This window comes from Bradyrhizobium oligotrophicum, from assembly GCF_051168495.1.
Lineage (GTDB): Bacteria > Pseudomonadota > Alphaproteobacteria > Rhizobiales > Xanthobacteraceae > Bradyrhizobium > Bradyrhizobium oligotrophicum_A.
The window spans coordinates 250,507-266,311 of sequence record NZ_JBNPVB010000003.1 but is presented as its reverse complement, the minus strand read 5'-3'; the positions used below and the strand labels follow the sequence as shown (position 1 = coordinate 266,311).

The window sequence follows — 15,805 nt, the reverse complement described above, 5'->3', positions numbered from 1 at the left end:
CGCGGGAGTGGTCAAGCATGCTGAAATATCTCACCAAGTTTGCCCTGGAGATCATTCCGTCGGTGGTCGCGACCATCCTCGGGGCCTACATCGTCAATCACTACATCAACACCAGGCCTGACGCGCCGCCTTCGACGGTGGCCGCCGTGGCGTCGGCTGCCTATGCGAAGCTGACCGGCTCCAAGGCCAACGCTCCCAAATCACCGGACAAGGCAGCCGATGGCGCCAAGCTCGACGCCGACGCCAAACCGGCCGAGACGTCGAGCGACGTTTCGAATGTCCCCGCGCCCGGTATCAAGGCAAAGGGCGTGTCGGAGAAGTCGCTGGCCGACAAGGCCGCCGAGAAGACAGTCGATGTGAAGCCGACGGAGACCGCGAGCCTCCCAGCGGAGGCGTCGGCGCCGCGTCATCTGGCCTCGCCGCGTGAGAAGCTGATCGCGCGCGGCACGCCGGCCGAGGCGCCGGCAGCGCAGCAGGAGGAACGCCGCGACGCGGCCGATCTGGCGCGGGCCGCCATTGAGCGGTTGCGGGCCAGCGAAGGTCGGGGAACCAGCGATCGAGCTGCTGCCGCCGAGAAGCCGGCTGTCGATGGTGCGCGCGAGCCGTCGCGCATCGTGACGGCAGCGCCGCAGGTCTCTCCGATGCGTCCACTGCCGCCGCCGGTTTCAGTCTCCACGCCTTCGGCTGATCAGGCCGTTGCGGCTTCGTCCGGTTCGGGCGCCAACCCGTCCTACACGGGCTCGCTGCAGCCCGATGGTCGTCCGACGCCGCCGGCCGAAATTCCGTCGCGCCAACTGCGGCCGCTCGACCTGCGTGCCGAGAAGGCCGATCCCTCGATCAAGGATCAGATGTCGAACGTGGCGCAGGACATGATGTCGGCGGCCAAGTCGGTGTTCCACTCGGTGCTGCCGAAGTAGTCGGTTCGCTCAGTTGCAGCGGTCATTCAAAAAAACGGCGGACCGTCTGGTCCGCCGTTTTTCGTTGATCGCATGTGATCTGTTCGGCGCAACCAGGAGACCTCAACTGTGCGGCCTCGGATATTTTGTGCGATTGCGCTCATGGACGAAATGAGCGGCTCGACAGCAGCGCACAACAAAAAGCGCGAGCCCAAGGCCCGCGCTTTCAAACAATGTCAGATTGGGTCCGCCGAGATCAGCGCGGCGCGCCGGGGCGGGGGGCGCCAGCGCCCGGACCGCGACCGGCACCGCGATCACCACCCGCGCCCGCGCCGAACACCGGCTTCGGCTTCATCGGCAGCAGGCCTTCGCGCTGCAGCTTCTTGCGGGCCAGCTTGCGCGCGCGGCGCACGGCTTCGGCCTTCTCGCGGGCTTTCTTCTCGGAGGGCTTCTCATAATGACCGCGGAGCTTCATCTCGCGGAAAATGCCCTCGCGCTGCATCTTCTTCTTGAGCGCCTTGAGGGCTTGATCGACATTGTTATCGCGAACGAGAACCTGCACGCGGCATCCTCTTTCTCAGTCTATCGGTTTGAAATCGGCTGAAGCAAGGGCTGGCAAATGGCCTCGCCCTTAACCTTGAGGGCGCCCATGTATCAGACATGTCGGGCGCTGTCCACCCGCCGACGGGCTCTTGCCGGGAAGTTTAACGCCGCAACGGTGTTTATTTCAGCCCTGCCCCGGGGAAGGGCGAGACCTGGGTCACGTGCCCCATCTTCCGGCCCGGGCGGGCGGCACCCTTGCCGTAGAGGTGCACGGTCGCGCCGGGAACGGTGAGCCATTGCTCGTAGGTATGGATCTCGTCGCCGATCAAATTGGTCATGGTGACGTACCCGTGGCGCTGCGGCTTTCCGAGCGGCCAGCCGGCGATTGCCCGGATGTGCTGCTCGAACTGGGAGATCGAGGCGCCGTCCAAGGTCCAGTGACCGGAATTGTGCACCCGCGGAGCGATTTCGTTGACCACGACGCCTGGGTTGGGGCCGGCTGAAACGACGAACATTTCCACAGCCAGCACGCCGACGTAGTCGAGCGCGGTCGCGATCCGGCTGGCGATGTCGCGGGCCTCGTCGGCCAGCGCGTCCGGAATGGCCGCCGGAGCCCGCGACACTTTGAGGATATGGTCGCGATGCTCGTTCTCGGTGACGTCGAAACACTCGACCTGCCCGTCGGCTGCGCGCGCCGCAACCACGGAAATCTCACGCTCGAACGAGACGAACGCCTCCAGGATCGCCGATTTGGTGCCGAGCTCCGTCCAGATCCGTTCGAGGTCGTCGCCCGGGCGGATCTTGACCTGGCCCTTGCCGTCATAGCCGAACCGCCGGGTCTTGAGGACGGCCGGCAAGCCGATCCGGAACGCCGCCTCGCGCAGGGTGGCGACGGAGGACACGTCGGCATAATTCGCGGTGCGGATGCCGAGCGAGGTGACGAAATCCTTCTCGGTGAGGCGATCCTGTGTCGTCTCCAGTGCCGAACGGCCCGGCAGCACGGGGCGTCTCGCCGCGAGCACCATGGCTGCGGCCGCCGGGACGTTCTCGAACTCGTAGGTGACGACGTCGACGTCGTTGGCGAACAGCTCCAAGGCCTCGACGTCGGCATATTCGGCGCAGGTTGCGTTCAGCACGACGTCGAAGGCCGGCGAGTCCGGGTCCGGCGAGAACACCTGGCAGCGCAGCCCGAGCCGGGCCGCGGCAAGCGCCAGCATGCGGCCGAGCTGGCCGCCGCCGAGAATGCCGATGGTGTCGCCGGGCTTGAGCTTCACCCGATTGGAACCGGTCACGCCGCGCCCTCCGGACGTTCGGCGATGGCATCGGTCTGGGCCTGCCGCCAGGCCGACAGGCGGTCGGCCAGCGCGGGGTCGGATAGCGCCAGCACGCTTGCCGCCAGCAGCGCCGCATTGATGGCGCCGGACTTGCCGATCGCGAGCGTTCCGACCGGAATACCGGCGGGCATCTGGACGATCGAATACAGCGAATCCACTCCGGACAGCGCCTTGGACTCGACGGGAACGCCGAACACCGGCAGTTCCGTGAGCGAGGCCGCCATCCCCGGCAGATGGGCGGCGCCGCCCGCGCCGGCGATCAGGACCTTGTAGCCGGCCGCCTTGGCGCCCTTGGCAAAGGCATACAGCCGATCCGGGGTGCGGTGCGCCGAGACGATACGGGCGTCATAGCTCACGCCCAGCGCGCCGAGCGTGTCGGCGGCATGGTGCATGGTATCCCAGTCCGACTGGCTTCCCATGATGATGGCGATCGGGGCGGTCATGACCTCAATTCTACTCGGGAATCCATCAGCATGGGCCGGAGTATAGGATCGGTCCCGACAGCGGCAAGCCATGGCATGGAGGTCCGAATGGACTATCCTGTCTTGGTAAACCGCGGCAAGCCCAAACGACGGCGCGGCAAGGTGTCCAATGAAAAAGAAGCGCATGATGACCGCCGGACGAGCCGGGAAGCGAGGAGCCCGCTACCGTCCCAAGGTTCCGCGGCGCAGGCGCTCGCCGAGCCCGGGCTCTGGACCCGGGCCGCGACTTGAAGTTGGACCTGGATCTGTCCCTGGCCCGGCGGGCACGCGTCAGACCATCCGCCGCCTCAGGGCCGAGCTGGCTGCAGCGCAGAACCGGATCGCCGAGCTGACCGCCTCCGCCGAGCGCGATTTCCTGCTCGACATCTTCAACCGCCGCGGCTTCGCCCGCGAGCTGCACCGCTCGATCGCATTCATCAAACGCTACGACGCGACCGGCGCCCTGGTCGTGCTCGATGTCGACCGCCTCAAGCCGATCAACGACACGTTCGGTCACGCCGCGGGGGACGAAGTCCTGAAGGCGGTCGCGCGCGTCCTCGGCGAGCAGGTTCGTTCCTCCGACGTGATCGGACGGCTCGGTGGCGACGAATTCGGCATCCTGCTGTGGCACCTCGGAGAGGCCGAGGCGCGTGCCAAAGCGGCCGCGCTGGAAGAGGCGATCGACGGCCTGGCCTTCACCTTCGGCGAGACGACCGTGCATGCCGGCGCGTCGGCTGGCGTTGCCGTGCTGGACAAGCGCGTCAACCCGGTGCGTGCCCTGGAGCAAGCCGACCGCGCGATGTACGTCCGCAAGGCGCAGCGCAGGCACGAGATGCAGGTGTAGAGCGGGATCCGCCTCGATCCGGTCAGAGCTCGCCGAAATCGTCCGGCAACTCGCCGAACTTGTGCAGCAGCCGGGCATCGCTGAATTCCCCCATCAAGGGATCGCCGCTGCGGCTGAAGGCAACGGCGCCGATGGCGCCCGGCAAGCGCGACATGGCTTCCGCACGACGCAGTGCGGCGGTGGCGCTCTGGCATTCCTCCGCCGTCCCGGCGATCAGTATGCCCAGCTCGTCGCGCTGGAAGGGCATGGCGACGTAATAGGTGACATCGGGCATTGCGCGCTCCTCCTCAATCGGGTCGAGCCGGGCAAGTGCAGCGACGTTCGTCCGCAACACTCACGCGTCGTGGGGGTCAGGCCGCATTGCTCTGTGCGTCGTCCGAGGCGGTGTTCGGCATGCAACCGCACGAGATCGCTGCGCGCAGTTCCTGGAGCTCCAGCTCGAGATATTCATTGGCCATGATCAGCGCCTTGATCGTGGAGCGCAGGTTGCCGTCGCACATCGCGATGGCCTGATCGCAGGCCTGTTCGTAGAGGCGGTCGTCGGGGGAGAAGGGGGCGGGCATCAGAACCATCCTGGACGTTCGAAGGGCTCGCGGGAATGGCTTATTGTTCCTGTTTTGTTCAAATTGTCAAGATTCACTTTCGTCCGTTTTGGCGCCCCGATCAGGGACAAGAGTGCTGACGTTTCGTGTCAGGCGATGATGTCGGGCGTGATCTGATCTTCGATGAAGGCGATCCTGTCGCGGAGCAGAAGCTTCCGCTTCTTCAGCCGCTGCAGCCGCAACAAATCGGGCGCCGGCGATTGATGGAGGGCATCAATCGCCGCATCGAGGTCACGGTGCTCCTGCTGCAGGCGCGCAAGTTCGGCCTGCAGTTCGCTCTCGTCTTGGTCAGCCATGATCTATGATAGCAAAAAAGCGGAAGGAAGTGGGAAGCCAACGGAAGGCGGGCGCGAATATTGCGCTTGCGAAGCCGATGCGCAAGCCGCGAACCCCATGATCTCCGCAGCTGTCCCGTGAATTTCAGGTTGGCGTCGATTCTCGAATCGTCCGCATCTGCTCACGCTTCATTACACTTGGCGCTCAAATTTGTATGAGCGGTCTTTTGGTCCCATCGACAGGTCAAGCGACTGGTGTACACTCGTTCATCCTGGTCGAATCTCAGGTTCACCTACCAAGGAGGTTTCGAATGGCCATTCAGGCGCATCTCGTTGAACTGGAGCGGAAGCATAAAGTTCTTGAAAGCGAATTGCATGAAGCGCTCCTGCATCCATCGACCGACGATCTGCGAATTGCTGAACTGAAGCGGCGTAAATTGATGGTGAAGGACGAGATCGAACGCTTGAGACAGGTTACTACCGAAACGATTCACTGACGACAATCGCGTCAATCCGGACCGGAAGCCCACGCGCACTGGGATGGTGACAAATCCATCCCAGGCGCAAACATCGATCAAGAGTTCGAGACAGGATCGTACCGCCGGGCGCTGATCTCGATCGTCACCGATCTTTGGTCGGCATGCGTTAACTATCGTAGCTAAAACTCGCACGTCCGGCTTCTCTTCGTGACCTGATCAGTTCGCGATGAGTTCGCCGACATGGGCCGCGATGGCGAGCGATGACGTCAGCCCCGGCGACTCGATTCCAAACAGATTGATCAGTCCGGCCACGCCGTGATCGCGTGGGCCCTGGATGACGAAGTCCTGCGATGCCACCGCGGGAGGTACGATCTTCGGCCGGATGCCGGAGTAACTCGGCATCAACGCACCGTCCGGCAGCGTCGGCCAGTACTTGCGGATCGCCGGATAGAAACGTTCGGCGCGCGCGGGATCGACAGTGTAGTCGATGGCATCGATCCATTGGACGTCGGGGCCGAAGCGGGCCTGGCCCGCCAGGTCGAGCGTGAGGTGGACACCGAGGCCGCCGGGCTCGGGCACCGGATAGATCAGCCGGCTGAACGGCGCCTTGGCGCTGCAGCTGAAGTAGTTGCCCTTGGCGAGATAGGCGGTCGGCACCAACGATGGCGGCATGCCGTCGGTCAGGCGGGCCAGCGCCGGCGCGTTCAGGCCGGCCGCGTTGATCAGCAGCCGACAGGACAGCGTCATCGGCTGCTCGCCGCCGGCATCGACTTCGATCGCGCCGCCGGCGGCCTTGGCGCGCAGCAACGGGGTATGGAATGCGAGGGCACCACCCTGATCCTCGATCTCGCCGCGCAGCGACAGCATGAAGGCGTGGCTGTCGAGGATTCCGGTGGACGGCGACAACAGGGCGGCTTCGCAGGCCAGCGCCGGTTCCATGGCCCGGGCTTCGGACCCGGTCAGGAGCCGCATGCCCTCGACGCCGTTCGCCTCCGCATGGGCGCGGATGCCCTGCAGCTTCTCGGTCTCGGCCGGGCTGGTCGCAACGATGAGCTTGCCGCAGTTGCGGTAGGGAACGCCGTGCTCGTCGCAATAGCGGTACAGCATCCGCTTGCCGGTCACGCAGAAGCGCGCCATCAGGCTACCGGCCTTGTAATAGATGCCGGCGTGGATCACTTCGCTGTTGCGAGACGACGTGACCGTGCCGATGTCCTCGGCGGCCTCGAGGATGATGACTTCCCGACCCGCTTTGGCCAGCTGGCGGGCGACGGCGAGCCCCACGACGCCGGCACCGACGACGACGCAATCAACCTTTTCCATATGCCTTCCTGAGACGATCCCGAGTGGTCATGACTCTATGCAATCCCTGGTGGGCGGAACCTGCGCCAAAGCCGGCCGCTGCTTAGCAAACCATTCATCATAGAAGGTCATCGATGGGATTTGCTTCGCCTTTTTCGAAGTTTGCGGAAATCGTTTACCCGATCCCAACCGGTCGAGCCAGAGGATGCCATCCGGATACCGCGGGTGATTGATGGCTGGCAATAATTGGCAGGCGAGCGACCGAAACGCGTTTTCTGCGCGTGTCGTTGCGGCCTCGATGGCCGCCATCGCCGCGCTGGCGGCTGCGTCGACGCGCGCATCGGCCGCGACGTCCGATTTCCAGCCGTCCGGCTATCTGGGGACCGTCGAACCCGACATGCTCTGGAAGGTCGTGATCGGAGGGATCGTCGTCTGCGCCTTTCTCGCCTCGGTCGTGATCTGGATCCATTCGGCATTGCGGCGCGCCAACCGGGCGCAGCTGCGGCGCAACGCCTTCATCAGCTCCGCCCTCAACAATCTAAGCCAGGGACTGATGCTGACGGACGCCGCCAACCGCGTCGTCTTCTATAACCAGCGCTTTCTCGACATCTACGGCATGAGCCGGGCGGATATTCCCCCCGGTTGCACCGGCCGGGATCTGGTCGAGCTGCGGCGGCAGCGCGGTCTGCTCGATCTGACGGTCGAAGACTATGCGCGCCTGGCGCGGGAGCCGGACGGATGCCTGACCGAGCTGCCCGGCGGGCGCACGGTGCGCGCCCAGCTGTTCCGTCTTCCGAACGGCGGGTCCATCGGGATCCACGAGGATTGTACCGCGCAGCGCCGGCTGGAGCGCGAGCTGGCCTCGACCAAGCAGTTCCTGGAATCCGTGGTCGATCAGGTGCCGGTCTGCGTCGCCGCCAAGAACATCGACGACGGTCGTTACATCTTCGCCAATCGGGCGTTCGAACAGTTCTCGCAGACGCCGCGGGATCAGATCATCGGAAAGCGCCCCAGCGACCTGTTCGGCGCCGAGACCGCGGCCGACATCGCGGCCGCCGACCGCGAAGCGATTCTGGCGGCCGGCGCCACGTACTGCAGCGAACTGGTCGTCCGGCGCGACGGCGACAAGCGCATCCTGGATGCCCACCGGGTCGTTGCGCGCAACGAGAACAACGAACCGCAATTTCTCATCGCACTGTTCGACGACGCCACCGAGCGGCGGTCGCTGAGCCGCGAACTCGAAAACAGCAAGAAGTTCCTCGAGCTGGTCGTCGACAACATTCCGGTGTCGCTGATCGTCGAGAGCGTCAGTGACGGCCGCTATCTGCTCGCCAACCGCAGCGCCGAAATCATCCTCAACCGCAAGCGCGAGGATGCGACGGGCCTGACCGCCGCCGACATCTTCAACCCGCGCGAAGCCAAGCTGATCATCGCGCGCGACGAGGCTGCGATCAAGAAGCGCAGCCTGATGACCGAGGAGCACCCGATCTCGACCAAGGACGGCCTGCGCCTGTTTCTGACACGCCGGGTGACGGTGCTCGGCGAGCAGGGTGAGCCGCAATATCTGATCAAGACCTATGAGGACGTGACCGACCGCCGCCAGACCGAATCGCGGATGGCGCACATGGCCTATCACGACGGCCTGACCGATCTGCCGAATCGCGCCGCCTTCCTTCAGGCGCTCAGCCAGATGATCGAGGCCTGCCAGGACACCGACGAGCAGTTCGCGGTCTTGAACGTCGACCTCAAGGGCCTGAAGGACGTCAACGACGTCTTCGGCCATGCCGTCGGCGACAAGCTGCTGATCGAAGTCGCCCACCGCGTCCATGCCGTCGCCCGCGGCGGCGTGGTCGCGCGCCTCTCGGGCGACGAGTTTGGGCTGATCATCGACGGCAAACAGCCGCAGGTCGGCAGGGCGCTGGCTGAACAGCTTGCCGCCGCGATTGCCGTCGACTTCCAGATCGACGGCAAGTCGATCCGCACCGCGCTCACCACCGGCATCTCGGTATTCCCGCACAATGGCTCTGATCCGGCCTCGCTGCTCGCCAATGCCGGCGCCGCTCTGTTCCGCGCCAAGGCGAAGTCGCGTGGCAGCATCACGTTCTACGAGCCGGAGATGGATCAGCAGATCCGCGATCGCCGCGTTCTGCATCAGGAACTCTCGGTCGCCATCAAGCATGGCGAGTTGTCGTTGTACTTCCAGCCGCAGGCGAGTTCCGGCCACACCGTCGATTCCAGCGAGATCATCGGCTTCGAGGCGCTGGCGCGCTGGCACCACCCCTCCCGCGGCTTCGTGCCGCCGAGCGACTTCATTCCGCTGGCGGAAGAGAGCGGGCTGATCGTCGAGATGGGGGAGTGGATCCTGCGCCAGGCCTGCCGCGAGGCGGCGTCCTGGCCGAAGCCGTTGCAGATCGCGGTCAACCTGTCGCCGGCCCAGTTCGTCCATGGCGATTTGGTGGCCCTGGTGCATTCGATCCTGATCGAGACCGGGCTGCCGCCGGGGCGGCTCGAACTCGAGATCACCGAGGGTGTGCTGATCGAGGATTTCGATCGCGGCGTTGCGCTGCTGCGCCGGCTCAAGGCGCTCGGCGTCCGTGTGTCGATGGACGATTTCGGCAGCGGATATTCGTCGCTCAGCTATCTGCAGGCGTTCCCGTTCGACAAGATCAAGATCGACCGCGCCTTCGTGATGAATCTCGGCCGCAATCCGCAATCGGCCGCGATCATTCGTGCGGTGATCGGTCTCGGCCACGGCATGAACATGTCGATCGTCGCCGAAGGCGTCGAGACGCCCGAGCAGCTCGGCTTCCTTGCCGAGCAAGGCTGCGATTCGGTTCAGGGCTACCTGCTCGGCAAGCCGCTGCCGATCGACAAATATGACGGCGTCGTCGGCCGCGCGCATGACGATGACGTTGCGTCCGTGCGCAAGACGGGCTGAACGGACGGGCGCGGTCAGAGGCTGCCGCGCAACAGCGCGAATATATCCGTCGATCCCCAATCCGCGCAGCTACGAGAATCAGCGGCGCAGGTCTACGATCGTTCGTCCTGACACGCTCGAAGACCTGGCGCATGGCGGACTACGATCTTGCGATCATCGGTGGCGGCCTCAACGGCGTCAGCCTGGCACGCGACGCGTCGGGCCGTGGCCTGCGCGTGATCCTGATCGAGCAGGGCGATCTGGGCGCAGCCGCGTCGTCGGCGACCTCCCGGCTGGTACACGGAGACCTTGCGGCGCTGGAACGCCGCCATGTCCTGCGGGTGCGCGCCGCGTTGGCCGAGCGCGACGTGTGGCTGACCGTCGCGCCGCACCTGGTGCGTCCGATCCGTTTTGCCATTCCCGCGCATGCCAGTGAGCGCCAGCCATGGCGGCTGCGTGCCGGGCTCTGGCTGTACGATCGCCTCGCCGCGCGCAATCGGCTGCCTGCCGCCGCGACGCTCGACGTCACCCATCACCCGGTCGGCGATGCCTTGAAGCGTCCAATCGGGACGGCGTTCGAATATTCGGATTGCGTGGTCGACGATTCCCGCCTCGTGGTGCTGACGGCGCTGGACGCGGCCGAGCGCGGCGCCGCGATTCGCACCGGGGCCCGTTGCGTGCGTGCCGACCGCGATCGCATCTGGCGGCTCGCGATCATCGACCGCGGCCACCGCCGCATCCTCACCGCCGGCGCGCTTGCCAACGCCACCGGTGCGTGGAGCGTCTCGGCCGCGGAGACCGTGCTGCGCCAGCCGCCGCCGCGCGTGACCGCAAGGCAGGTCAACCAGATCGTGGTGCCCCGGCTGTTCGAGGTCGACGCCGTCTACGTGTTTCAGAATCACGACGGGCGGCTGATCTTCGCCCAACCCTATGCGGATGACTTCACGCTGATCGGTACGGTCACCCATGGCTTCAAGGGCGACCCGGCTGTGGTCACGATGCCGGCGGCGGATGTGAGCTATCTGTGCAAGGCCGCCAACCGCTATTTCCGCTCGGACATCCAGCCGGCCGATGTGGTCCGGACGATCTCCGGCGCCAACATGATGGTGCGCAGAGGCGCCGATGGGCAACGGATGGAAACCGTCGTGAGTCTCGACGCGGGGCGCGGCAAGGCGCCGCTGCTGACCATGTGCGGCGGCGACGTCACCACGGTGCGGCGCCGCGCCGAGCAGGCCGTTTCGCGGCTCGCGAAGTTCTATCCGCTGTCGCCACGCTGGACCGCGGGCGCGCCGCTGCCCGGGGGCGATTTCGGCTGGGATCGTTTCGAGGACGTCGTCGACGACGTCCGCGAGCGCTGGCGTTTTCTCAGCGACGCCGAGGCGAGGCGTCTGGTTGGCGCCTATGGCACCCGGCTGGCGGAGATCCTGGGCGATGCCAGAAGCCGGGCCAATCTCGGCCAGGCTTTCGGCCCGCGGCTGACGGAGGCCGAGGTCCGCTATCTCATGACCCGGGAATGGGCACGATTCCCCGAGGACGTGCTGTGGCGGCGGACCAAACTCGGTCTGACCTTCGGCGCGGCGGAGCACGAAGCGCTGACCGCGTTCATGGCCGGTGCGACCAGGCCCGTGAACGCCGCGCCGGAGCGTGACGGGGACGGGGATAGTCCGGCAGCTGCGGTTGAGCTGCAGTCCGTCGGCGGCTAGCTTGCCCTCCGCCGTGCCGTTGTGGGCCGGGCAGGGTGAATTGACTGGATCATGGCTGACGACCTCGCGACCCCAGAGCCTGCCGCCGAGCCGGCAGCATCGCCGCCGCCGGAGCCGCGCCCCGATCCCCAGCCGCCCATCCTGCGCATCGAGAACGTGGTCAAGACGTTCGGCAGCTTCCGCGCGGTCGACGGCGTCTCGCTCGACATCCGCGCCGGCGAGTTCTTCGCGCTGCTTGGCCCCAGCGGCTGCGGCAAGACCACGCTGCTGCGCATGCTGGCCGGCTTCGAGACGCCGGACGAGGGACGCATCCTGTTGTCCGGCGAGGACATCGCGCAGGTGCTGCCGCATCGGCGGCCGGTCAACATGATGTTCCAGAACTACGCGCTGTTCCCGCATCTGAACGTGCGCGACAACATCGCCTTCGGCCTGAAGCGGGCCGGCATGCCGCGCGCCGAGATCGCCACCCGCGTTGCCGAGATGGTGGCGCTGGTCAAGCTCGACGGGTTGGAGAAGCGCAAGCCCGATCAGCTCTCAGGCGGGCAGAAGCAGCGCGTCGCGCTGGCGCGCTCGCTGGCGCGCCGGCCGCAGGTGCTGCTGCTCGACGAGCCGATGGCCGCGCTCGACAGGAAGCTGCGCGAGAGCACGCAGTTCGAGCTGATGGAGCTGCAGCGCAAGCTCGGCATGACCTTCATCATTGTCACCCACGACCAGGAGGAGGCGATGATGGTGGCGAGCCGGATCGGCGTCATGAACGCCGGCAGGCTCGAACAGGTGGCGGTGCCGCGCCGCCTCTACGAGGAGCCGGCCTCGCGCTGGGTGGCGCAGTTCGTCGGCGATATCAATCTGTTCGAGGGCGAGGTGACCGCGCGGGAGCCGCACCGGCTCAGGGTCGCGACGCAGAGTGCCGGCGAACTGGTTGCGGCGCAGCCCGTCGCGCCCGTCAGCGAGACCAAGGTCGCGGTCGCGATCCGGCCGGAAAAGATCCGCCTGGCGCGCCGCGGACCGGCAACCGACACGGCGGTGACGGCGGCGTTCAATCGCGTGGAGGGCGCCATCACCGATGCGAGCTACCTCGGTGGCAAGACCGTTTACAAGATCAGGCTCGATGGCGGCGCCGTCCTGCACGCTTCCCAGGCCAACACCGCGCGGCTCGATGCCGACGGCTACGGACTGAACCAGCGGGTCGTGGCCTGGTTCACGCCCGATGATTGCGTGGTGCTGGAGCGATGAGCGCGCGCCGCATCTTTTCGCGCCCGGCCCGCTTCGCGGCGATCGCGCCCTATGTCTGGATGGTGCTGTTCTTCCTGGTGCCGTTCGCCTTCGTCGCCAAGATCAGCCTGTCGCAGACGGTGATCGCGCAACCGCCTTATACGCCGGTGTTCTCACTGGCGGATGGCTTGTCGGCGCTCTCGGATGCATTGGCCGCGCTGTCGCTGGACAATTTCCGCCTGCTGCTGTCGGACGATCTGTATCTCGCCTCCTATCTGCGTAGCGTCGTCGTCGCGGCGACGTCGACGGCGATCCTGCTCTTGATCGGCTATCCCATCGCCTATGGGATGGCGCGGCTGCCGAAGCGCTGGCAGGGTGTCGCGATGATGCTGGTCATCGTGCCGTTCTGGACCTCGTTCCTGATCCGCATCTACGCCTGGGTCAACATCCTCCAGCACGACGGCCTGTTGAACCAGATCCTGCTGGCGTTGCACATCGTGTCTGCGCCTGTCGTGTGGCTGTCGACCGACAGCGCGATGTATGTCGGCATCGTCTACTCCTACCTGCCGTTCATGATCCTGCCGCTGTTCGCGACCTTGACCAAGCTGGAGCCGGCGCTGGAGGAGGCCGCTGCAGATCTCGGCGCCTCGCCGCGCGAGACCTTCTGGCTGGTGACGTTTCCGCTGTCGTTGCCCGGGGTCGGTGCCGGCAGCCTGCTGTGCTTCATCCCGATCGTCGGCGAGTTCGTCATTCCCGACCTGCTCGCCGGCTCCAAGTCGCTGATGATCGGCCAGACCCTGTGGCTGGAGTTCTTCACCAACAAGGATTGGCCCGTGGCGTCGAGCCTCGCGGTGGTGTTGCTGGTCGTGTTGCTGCTCCCGCTCCTGCTCTATGACCGCCTGCAGCGCCGGCAGTTGGAGGAGGGCAGGTGATGGGGTGCGCAGTCTTGATGCTTGCTCCGCTGACCACCCTCCCCTGGAGGGGGAGGGTCGTCTCACATGGAGCGAAGCGGAATGTGAGACGGGGTGGGGTGATCCCTCCACGAACACCGGCGCGGGTGGAGAGATCACCCCACCCCGCTCGCCCGCTTCGCGGGCGATCGACCCTCCCCCTCCAGGGGAGGGTAGCCGACAGCCAACGCTGCTCAATATCTGCCGTGACGCGGAGGACTACAGGACAGGTTGCGCTTGTTGTCAGGCAGGAGTTCGTCGTTCATGCCTAATCCCTCCCGCCTGTCGCGCTTCAACGTCGCTTCGCTGACGCTGGGGCTCGCGTTCCTCTATCTGCCGATCCTGATCCTGGTGATCTACTCGTTCAATGCCTCACGGCTGGTGACGGTGTGGGGCGGCTGGTCGCTGCGCTGGTATCACGAGTTCTTCAATGACCGTGCGATGATCGATGCGGCCTGGATGAGCCTGCGCGTCGGCGCCACCTCGGCGACGGTGGCGACCGTGCTCGGCACTCTCGCCGCCGTGGCGCTGTCGCGCGGCGAGGGCTTTCGCGGCCGTATGCTGTTCTCCGGCATGCTGTATGCGCCGCTGGTGATGCCCGAGGTCATCACCGGCTTGTCGCTGCTCTTGCTGTTCGTGGCGTTCGAGGCCGAGCGCGGCTTCTGGACGGTGACGATCGCCCATACGACGCTGACGATGTGCTTCGTTGCCGTGGTCGTTCAGTCGCGGCTGGTCTCGCTCGACCGCAGCCTGGAGGAGGCGGCGATGGATCTCGGCTGCGATCCGTTGCGCGCGTTCATCATGGTGACCTTGCCGCTGATCGCGCCGGCGGTGGTCGCCGGCTGGATGCTGGCCTTCACGCTGTCGCTCGATGATCTCGTGATCGCGAGCTTCACCACGGGACCGGGCTCGGCGACCCTGCCGATCCGGATCTATTCGGAGGTGCGGCTCGGGGTGAAGCCGGAGATCAACGCGATCTGCACGCTGGTGATTGGACTCATTGCCGTTGTGATCGTGATCGCCTCGCTGGCGTCAAAACTGTCCAGCGACCGCGGCGAGAGCGCAGCGCCGCTATGAGAGCTCTCATTGCGACGGGCCTGTCAGGTCGCTCCAGAACAGCCGTCATCGCCCGGCTTGACCGGGCAATCCAGTCCGCCGAGACGCCTGTGAGAGCACCGAGAGGCCGCGGCGTACTGGATGCCCGCCTGCGCGGGCATGACAGCCGGGGATGTGGAGGCTTGCTGGGTTCACACGGGCGTAACTCGCGAAGATGACCGCGAATGCTGTAACAGCGTCGATCAACGCGCGAACAGCTTCAAGGCGGCGGCGATCACCGTCCGATGGATCGCCGCGCGGTCGACCGACGGCGGATCGGCGCAGATGGCCGGATCGGAGGTGCGGCCGAGCTCGGTGCTTTCCGGCAAGAACACGTAATGTCCGGCGTCAGCAGCGACGATGTCGAACGCGCTGTCCGGCAAGCGCTCATGCAGCCAGCGCGCCGCCGGCAGCAGCGCATCCGCGCCGCCGACCATGATGTGCGTCGGCACATTGATCGCGGCGACGCTGTCCGCGGAGAAGCCCTGCACCGACCGTCCCGGCGCCAGCAGCAGCGCGGCCTTGATGCGCGGGTCGTGATACGACGCCGACATGCGCGCCCAGGAGTCGCGGAAGATCTGGCTCTGGTCCATCAGGCGCGGCAGATGATCGACGAGATCGGGAAACTCGCGCGGCCCGCGGCCAAGATTGGCGCCGGGCTCGAATGGCGAGCGGATCATGATGGCGCCGAGCAGGGCGGTGGCCGTGACACCGCCGAGCGAGTAGCCGACGGCGAAGATGCGGTTTTCGTCGATACGACCTGCGAAGTCGGGATCAGCGACGAGGTGGTCGATCAGCAAGGAGATGTCGCGCGGCCGCTCCCAGGAGCACAGGAAGGCCTCGGCCCGGTCGGGCTCGGCATTGCTGTTGCCGTGATGATTGACGGCGACCGCGATGAAGCCGTGGCTCGCCAGCTCTCTCGCCAGCCATTCGAATTGCAGGCCGTTGCAACCGGTGCCGTGCGAGTAGACCACCAGCGGATACGGCCCGTTGCCGGCAAGTGGCGCATTCAAAGCCACCGGTCCGGTCTTGAACCAGCCCTGCGGCCACGGCGCGACGGACAGCGCGGCTTCGATCGCATCCTCAGCGGCCGGGTACCACGCGAACCAGTGGATGGGACGCGCCGCGTCGCCGTCCCAGTTCGGCCGCGATGCGTCCTCGAACTGTCCTTGACGAAACCCGACCCGCATCAGTG

At 66.0% G+C, this 15,805-nt stretch carries 17 protein-coding genes; 8 read left to right on the top strand and 9 right to left on the bottom strand.

Annotation, left to right across the window (positions count from 1 at the left end; genetic code table 11):
- Positions 1 to 17 precede the first annotated feature (17 nt).
- Positions 18 to 917 carry a hypothetical protein gene (locus ACQR1B_RS07955; RefSeq protein WP_434832061.1) on the top strand — a complete coding sequence of 300 codons (900 nt, stop codon included), beginning with the start codon at positions 18 to 20 and terminating at the stop codon, positions 915 to 917.
- A 235-nt stretch (positions 918 to 1,152) separates the two neighbouring features.
- On the opposite strand, the gene rpsU is transcribed toward ACQR1B_RS07955, so the two are convergent.
- From rpsU to purE, 3 genes are all read right to left on the bottom strand, one after another.
- Positions 1,153 to 1,458, bottom strand: coding sequence for a 30S ribosomal protein S21 (rpsU, locus tag ACQR1B_RS07950; protein WP_434832060.1), 306 nt, complete (start codon positions 1,456 to 1,458; stop codon positions 1,153 to 1,155).
- Between the two features lie 160 nt (positions 1,459 to 1,618).
- On the bottom strand, positions 1,619 to 2,731 hold the full coding sequence (locus ACQR1B_RS07945) for a 5-(carboxyamino)imidazole ribonucleotide synthase (RefSeq protein WP_434832059.1): 1,113 nt from the start codon (positions 2,729 to 2,731) through the stop codon (positions 1,619 to 1,621).
- On the bottom strand, positions 2,728 to 3,216 hold the full coding sequence (gene purE, locus ACQR1B_RS07940; protein ID WP_434832058.1) for a 5-(carboxyamino)imidazole ribonucleotide mutase: 489 nt from the start codon (positions 3,214 to 3,216) through the stop codon (positions 2,728 to 2,730). Before purE ends, ACQR1B_RS07945 begins: the two co-directional genes overlap by 4 nt.
- Positions 3,217 to 3,382: 166 nt before the next feature.
- Here purE and ACQR1B_RS07935 point away from each other — a divergent pair, with 166 nt between their 5' ends.
- Positions 3,383 to 4,078 (top strand): GGDEF domain-containing protein, encoded by a 696-nt coding sequence (locus ACQR1B_RS07935; protein WP_434832057.1) that lies wholly within the window; start codon positions 3,383 to 3,385, stop codon positions 4,076 to 4,078.
- Positions 4,079 to 4,100: 22 nt separating this feature from the next.
- Here ACQR1B_RS07935 and ACQR1B_RS07930 read toward each other — a convergent pair whose 3' ends face one another.
- The 3 genes from ACQR1B_RS07930 to ACQR1B_RS07920 form a co-directional block, all read right to left on the bottom strand.
- Entirely contained in the window at positions 4,101 to 4,352 is a 252-nt protein-coding gene (locus ACQR1B_RS07930) for a hypothetical protein (RefSeq protein ID WP_434832056.1), read from the bottom strand.
- A 76-nt stretch (positions 4,353 to 4,428) separates the two neighbouring features.
- Positions 4,429 to 4,641 carry a hypothetical protein gene (locus ACQR1B_RS07925; protein WP_434832055.1) on the bottom strand — a complete coding sequence of 71 codons (213 nt, stop codon included), beginning with the start codon at positions 4,639 to 4,641 and terminating at the stop codon, positions 4,429 to 4,431.
- Between the two features lie 128 nt (positions 4,642 to 4,769).
- The gene (locus ACQR1B_RS07920) at positions 4,770 to 4,976 is read right to left on the bottom strand and encodes a YdcH family protein (protein ID WP_434832054.1); all 207 of its coding nucleotides are present in this window, start codon (positions 4,974 to 4,976) and stop codon (positions 4,770 to 4,772) included.
- 290 nt (positions 4,977 to 5,266) lie between these two features.
- On the opposite strand from ACQR1B_RS07920, the gene ACQR1B_RS07915 reads away from it, so the two are divergent.
- Positions 5,267 to 5,452 (top strand): YdcH family protein, encoded by a 186-nt coding sequence (locus ACQR1B_RS07915; protein WP_434832053.1) that lies wholly within the window; start codon positions 5,267 to 5,269, stop codon positions 5,450 to 5,452.
- Between the two features lie 198 nt (positions 5,453 to 5,650).
- On the opposite strand, the gene ACQR1B_RS07910 is transcribed toward ACQR1B_RS07915, so the two are convergent.
- Together ACQR1B_RS07910 and ACQR1B_RS07905 are read right to left on the bottom strand one after the other, a co-directional pair.
- Positions 5,651 to 6,754: an NAD(P)/FAD-dependent oxidoreductase gene (locus ACQR1B_RS07910; protein ID WP_434832052.1), complete on the bottom strand. Its 1,104-nt coding sequence runs from the start codon at positions 6,752 to 6,754 to the stop codon at positions 5,651 to 5,653.
- A 27-nt stretch (positions 6,755 to 6,781) separates the two neighbouring features.
- Positions 6,782 to 7,042 carry a hypothetical protein gene (locus ACQR1B_RS07905; RefSeq protein ID WP_434832331.1) on the bottom strand — a complete coding sequence of 87 codons (261 nt, stop codon included), beginning with the start codon at positions 7,040 to 7,042 and terminating at the stop codon, positions 6,782 to 6,784.
- Here ACQR1B_RS07905 and ACQR1B_RS07900 point away from each other — a divergent pair.
- The 5 genes from ACQR1B_RS07900 (at position 6,966) to ACQR1B_RS07880 (ending at position 14,592) form a co-directional block, all read left to right on the top strand.
- A complete protein-coding gene (locus tag ACQR1B_RS07900; protein ID WP_434832051.1) occupies positions 6,966 to 9,671 on the top strand; it encodes a sensor domain-containing protein in 2,706 nt (901 codons plus the stop codon). The genes ACQR1B_RS07905 and ACQR1B_RS07900 overlap by 77 nt on opposite strands.
- Before the next feature lie 131 nt (positions 9,672 to 9,802).
- On the top strand, positions 9,803 to 11,353 hold the full coding sequence (locus ACQR1B_RS07895) for a glycerol-3-phosphate dehydrogenase (RefSeq protein ID WP_434832050.1): 1,551 nt from the start codon (positions 9,803 to 9,805) through the stop codon (positions 11,351 to 11,353).
- A 51-nt stretch (positions 11,354 to 11,404) separates the two neighbouring features.
- Positions 11,405 to 12,586 (top strand): ABC transporter ATP-binding protein, encoded by a 1,182-nt coding sequence (locus ACQR1B_RS07890; RefSeq protein ID WP_434832049.1) that lies wholly within the window; start codon positions 11,405 to 11,407, stop codon positions 12,584 to 12,586.
- Entirely contained in the window at positions 12,583 to 13,497 is a 915-nt protein-coding gene (locus tag ACQR1B_RS07885; protein ID WP_434832048.1) for an ABC transporter permease, read from the top strand. The genes ACQR1B_RS07890 and ACQR1B_RS07885 overlap by 4 nt, the downstream gene beginning before the upstream one ends.
- A gap of 282 nt (positions 13,498 to 13,779) precedes the next feature.
- Positions 13,780 to 14,592, top strand: a complete 813-nt coding sequence (locus ACQR1B_RS07880) for an ABC transporter permease (RefSeq protein ID WP_434832047.1) — start codon at positions 13,780 to 13,782, stop codon at positions 14,590 to 14,592.
- 221 nt (positions 14,593 to 14,813) lie between these two features.
- On the opposite strand, the gene ACQR1B_RS07875 is transcribed toward ACQR1B_RS07880, so the two are convergent.
- The gene (locus ACQR1B_RS07875) at positions 14,814 to 15,800 is read right to left on the bottom strand and encodes an alpha/beta hydrolase family protein (protein ID WP_434832046.1); all 987 of its coding nucleotides are present in this window, start codon (positions 15,798 to 15,800) and stop codon (positions 14,814 to 14,816) included.
- Positions 15,801 to 15,805 lie beyond the last annotated feature (5 nt).

Excerpts from the sequence above, each read along its gene's own strand:
- ACQR1B_RS07955 (WP_434832061.1), top strand. The coding sequence starts at position 18 with ATGCTGAAATATCTCACCAAGTTTGCCCTGGAGATCATTCCGTCGGTG.
- purE (WP_434832058.1), bottom strand. The coding sequence starts at position 3,216 with ATGACCGCCCCGATCGCCATCATCATGGGAAGCCAGTCGGACTGGGAT.
- ACQR1B_RS07935 (WP_434832057.1), top strand. The coding sequence starts at position 3,383 with ATGACCGCCGGACGAGCCGGGAAGCGAGGAGCCCGCTACCGTCCCAAG.
- ACQR1B_RS07930 (WP_434832056.1), bottom strand. The coding sequence starts at position 4,352 with ATGCCCGATGTCACCTATTACGTCGCCATGCCCTTCCAGCGCGACGAG.
- ACQR1B_RS07925 (WP_434832055.1), bottom strand. The coding sequence starts at position 4,641 with ATGCCCGCCCCCTTCTCCCCCGACGACCGCCTCTACGAACAGGCCTGC.
- ACQR1B_RS07920 (WP_434832054.1), bottom strand. The coding sequence starts at position 4,976 with ATGGCTGACCAAGACGAGAGCGAACTGCAGGCCGAACTTGCGCGCCTG.
- ACQR1B_RS07915 (WP_434832053.1), top strand. The coding sequence starts at position 5,267 with ATGGCCATTCAGGCGCATCTCGTTGAACTGGAGCGGAAGCATAAAGTT.
- ACQR1B_RS07910 (WP_434832052.1), bottom strand. The coding sequence starts at position 6,754 with ATGGAAAAGGTTGATTGCGTCGTCGTCGGTGCCGGCGTCGTGGGGCTC.
- ACQR1B_RS07900 (WP_434832051.1), top strand. The coding sequence starts at position 6,966 with ATGGCTGGCAATAATTGGCAGGCGAGCGACCGAAACGCGTTTTCTGCG.
- ACQR1B_RS07905 (WP_434832331.1), bottom strand. The coding sequence starts at position 7,042 with ATGGCGGCCATCGAGGCCGCAACGACACGCGCAGAAAACGCGTTTCGG.
- ACQR1B_RS07895 (WP_434832050.1), top strand. The coding sequence starts at position 9,803 with ATGGCGGACTACGATCTTGCGATCATCGGTGGCGGCCTCAACGGCGTC.
- ACQR1B_RS07890 (WP_434832049.1), top strand. The coding sequence starts at position 11,405 with ATGGCTGACGACCTCGCGACCCCAGAGCCTGCCGCCGAGCCGGCAGCA.
- ACQR1B_RS07885 (WP_434832048.1), top strand. The coding sequence starts at position 12,583 with ATGAGCGCGCGCCGCATCTTTTCGCGCCCGGCCCGCTTCGCGGCGATC.
- ACQR1B_RS07880 (WP_434832047.1), top strand. The coding sequence starts at position 13,780 with ATGCCTAATCCCTCCCGCCTGTCGCGCTTCAACGTCGCTTCGCTGACG.
- ACQR1B_RS07875 (WP_434832046.1), bottom strand. The coding sequence starts at position 15,800 with ATGCGGGTCGGGTTTCGTCAAGGACAGTTCGAGGACGCATCGCGGCCG.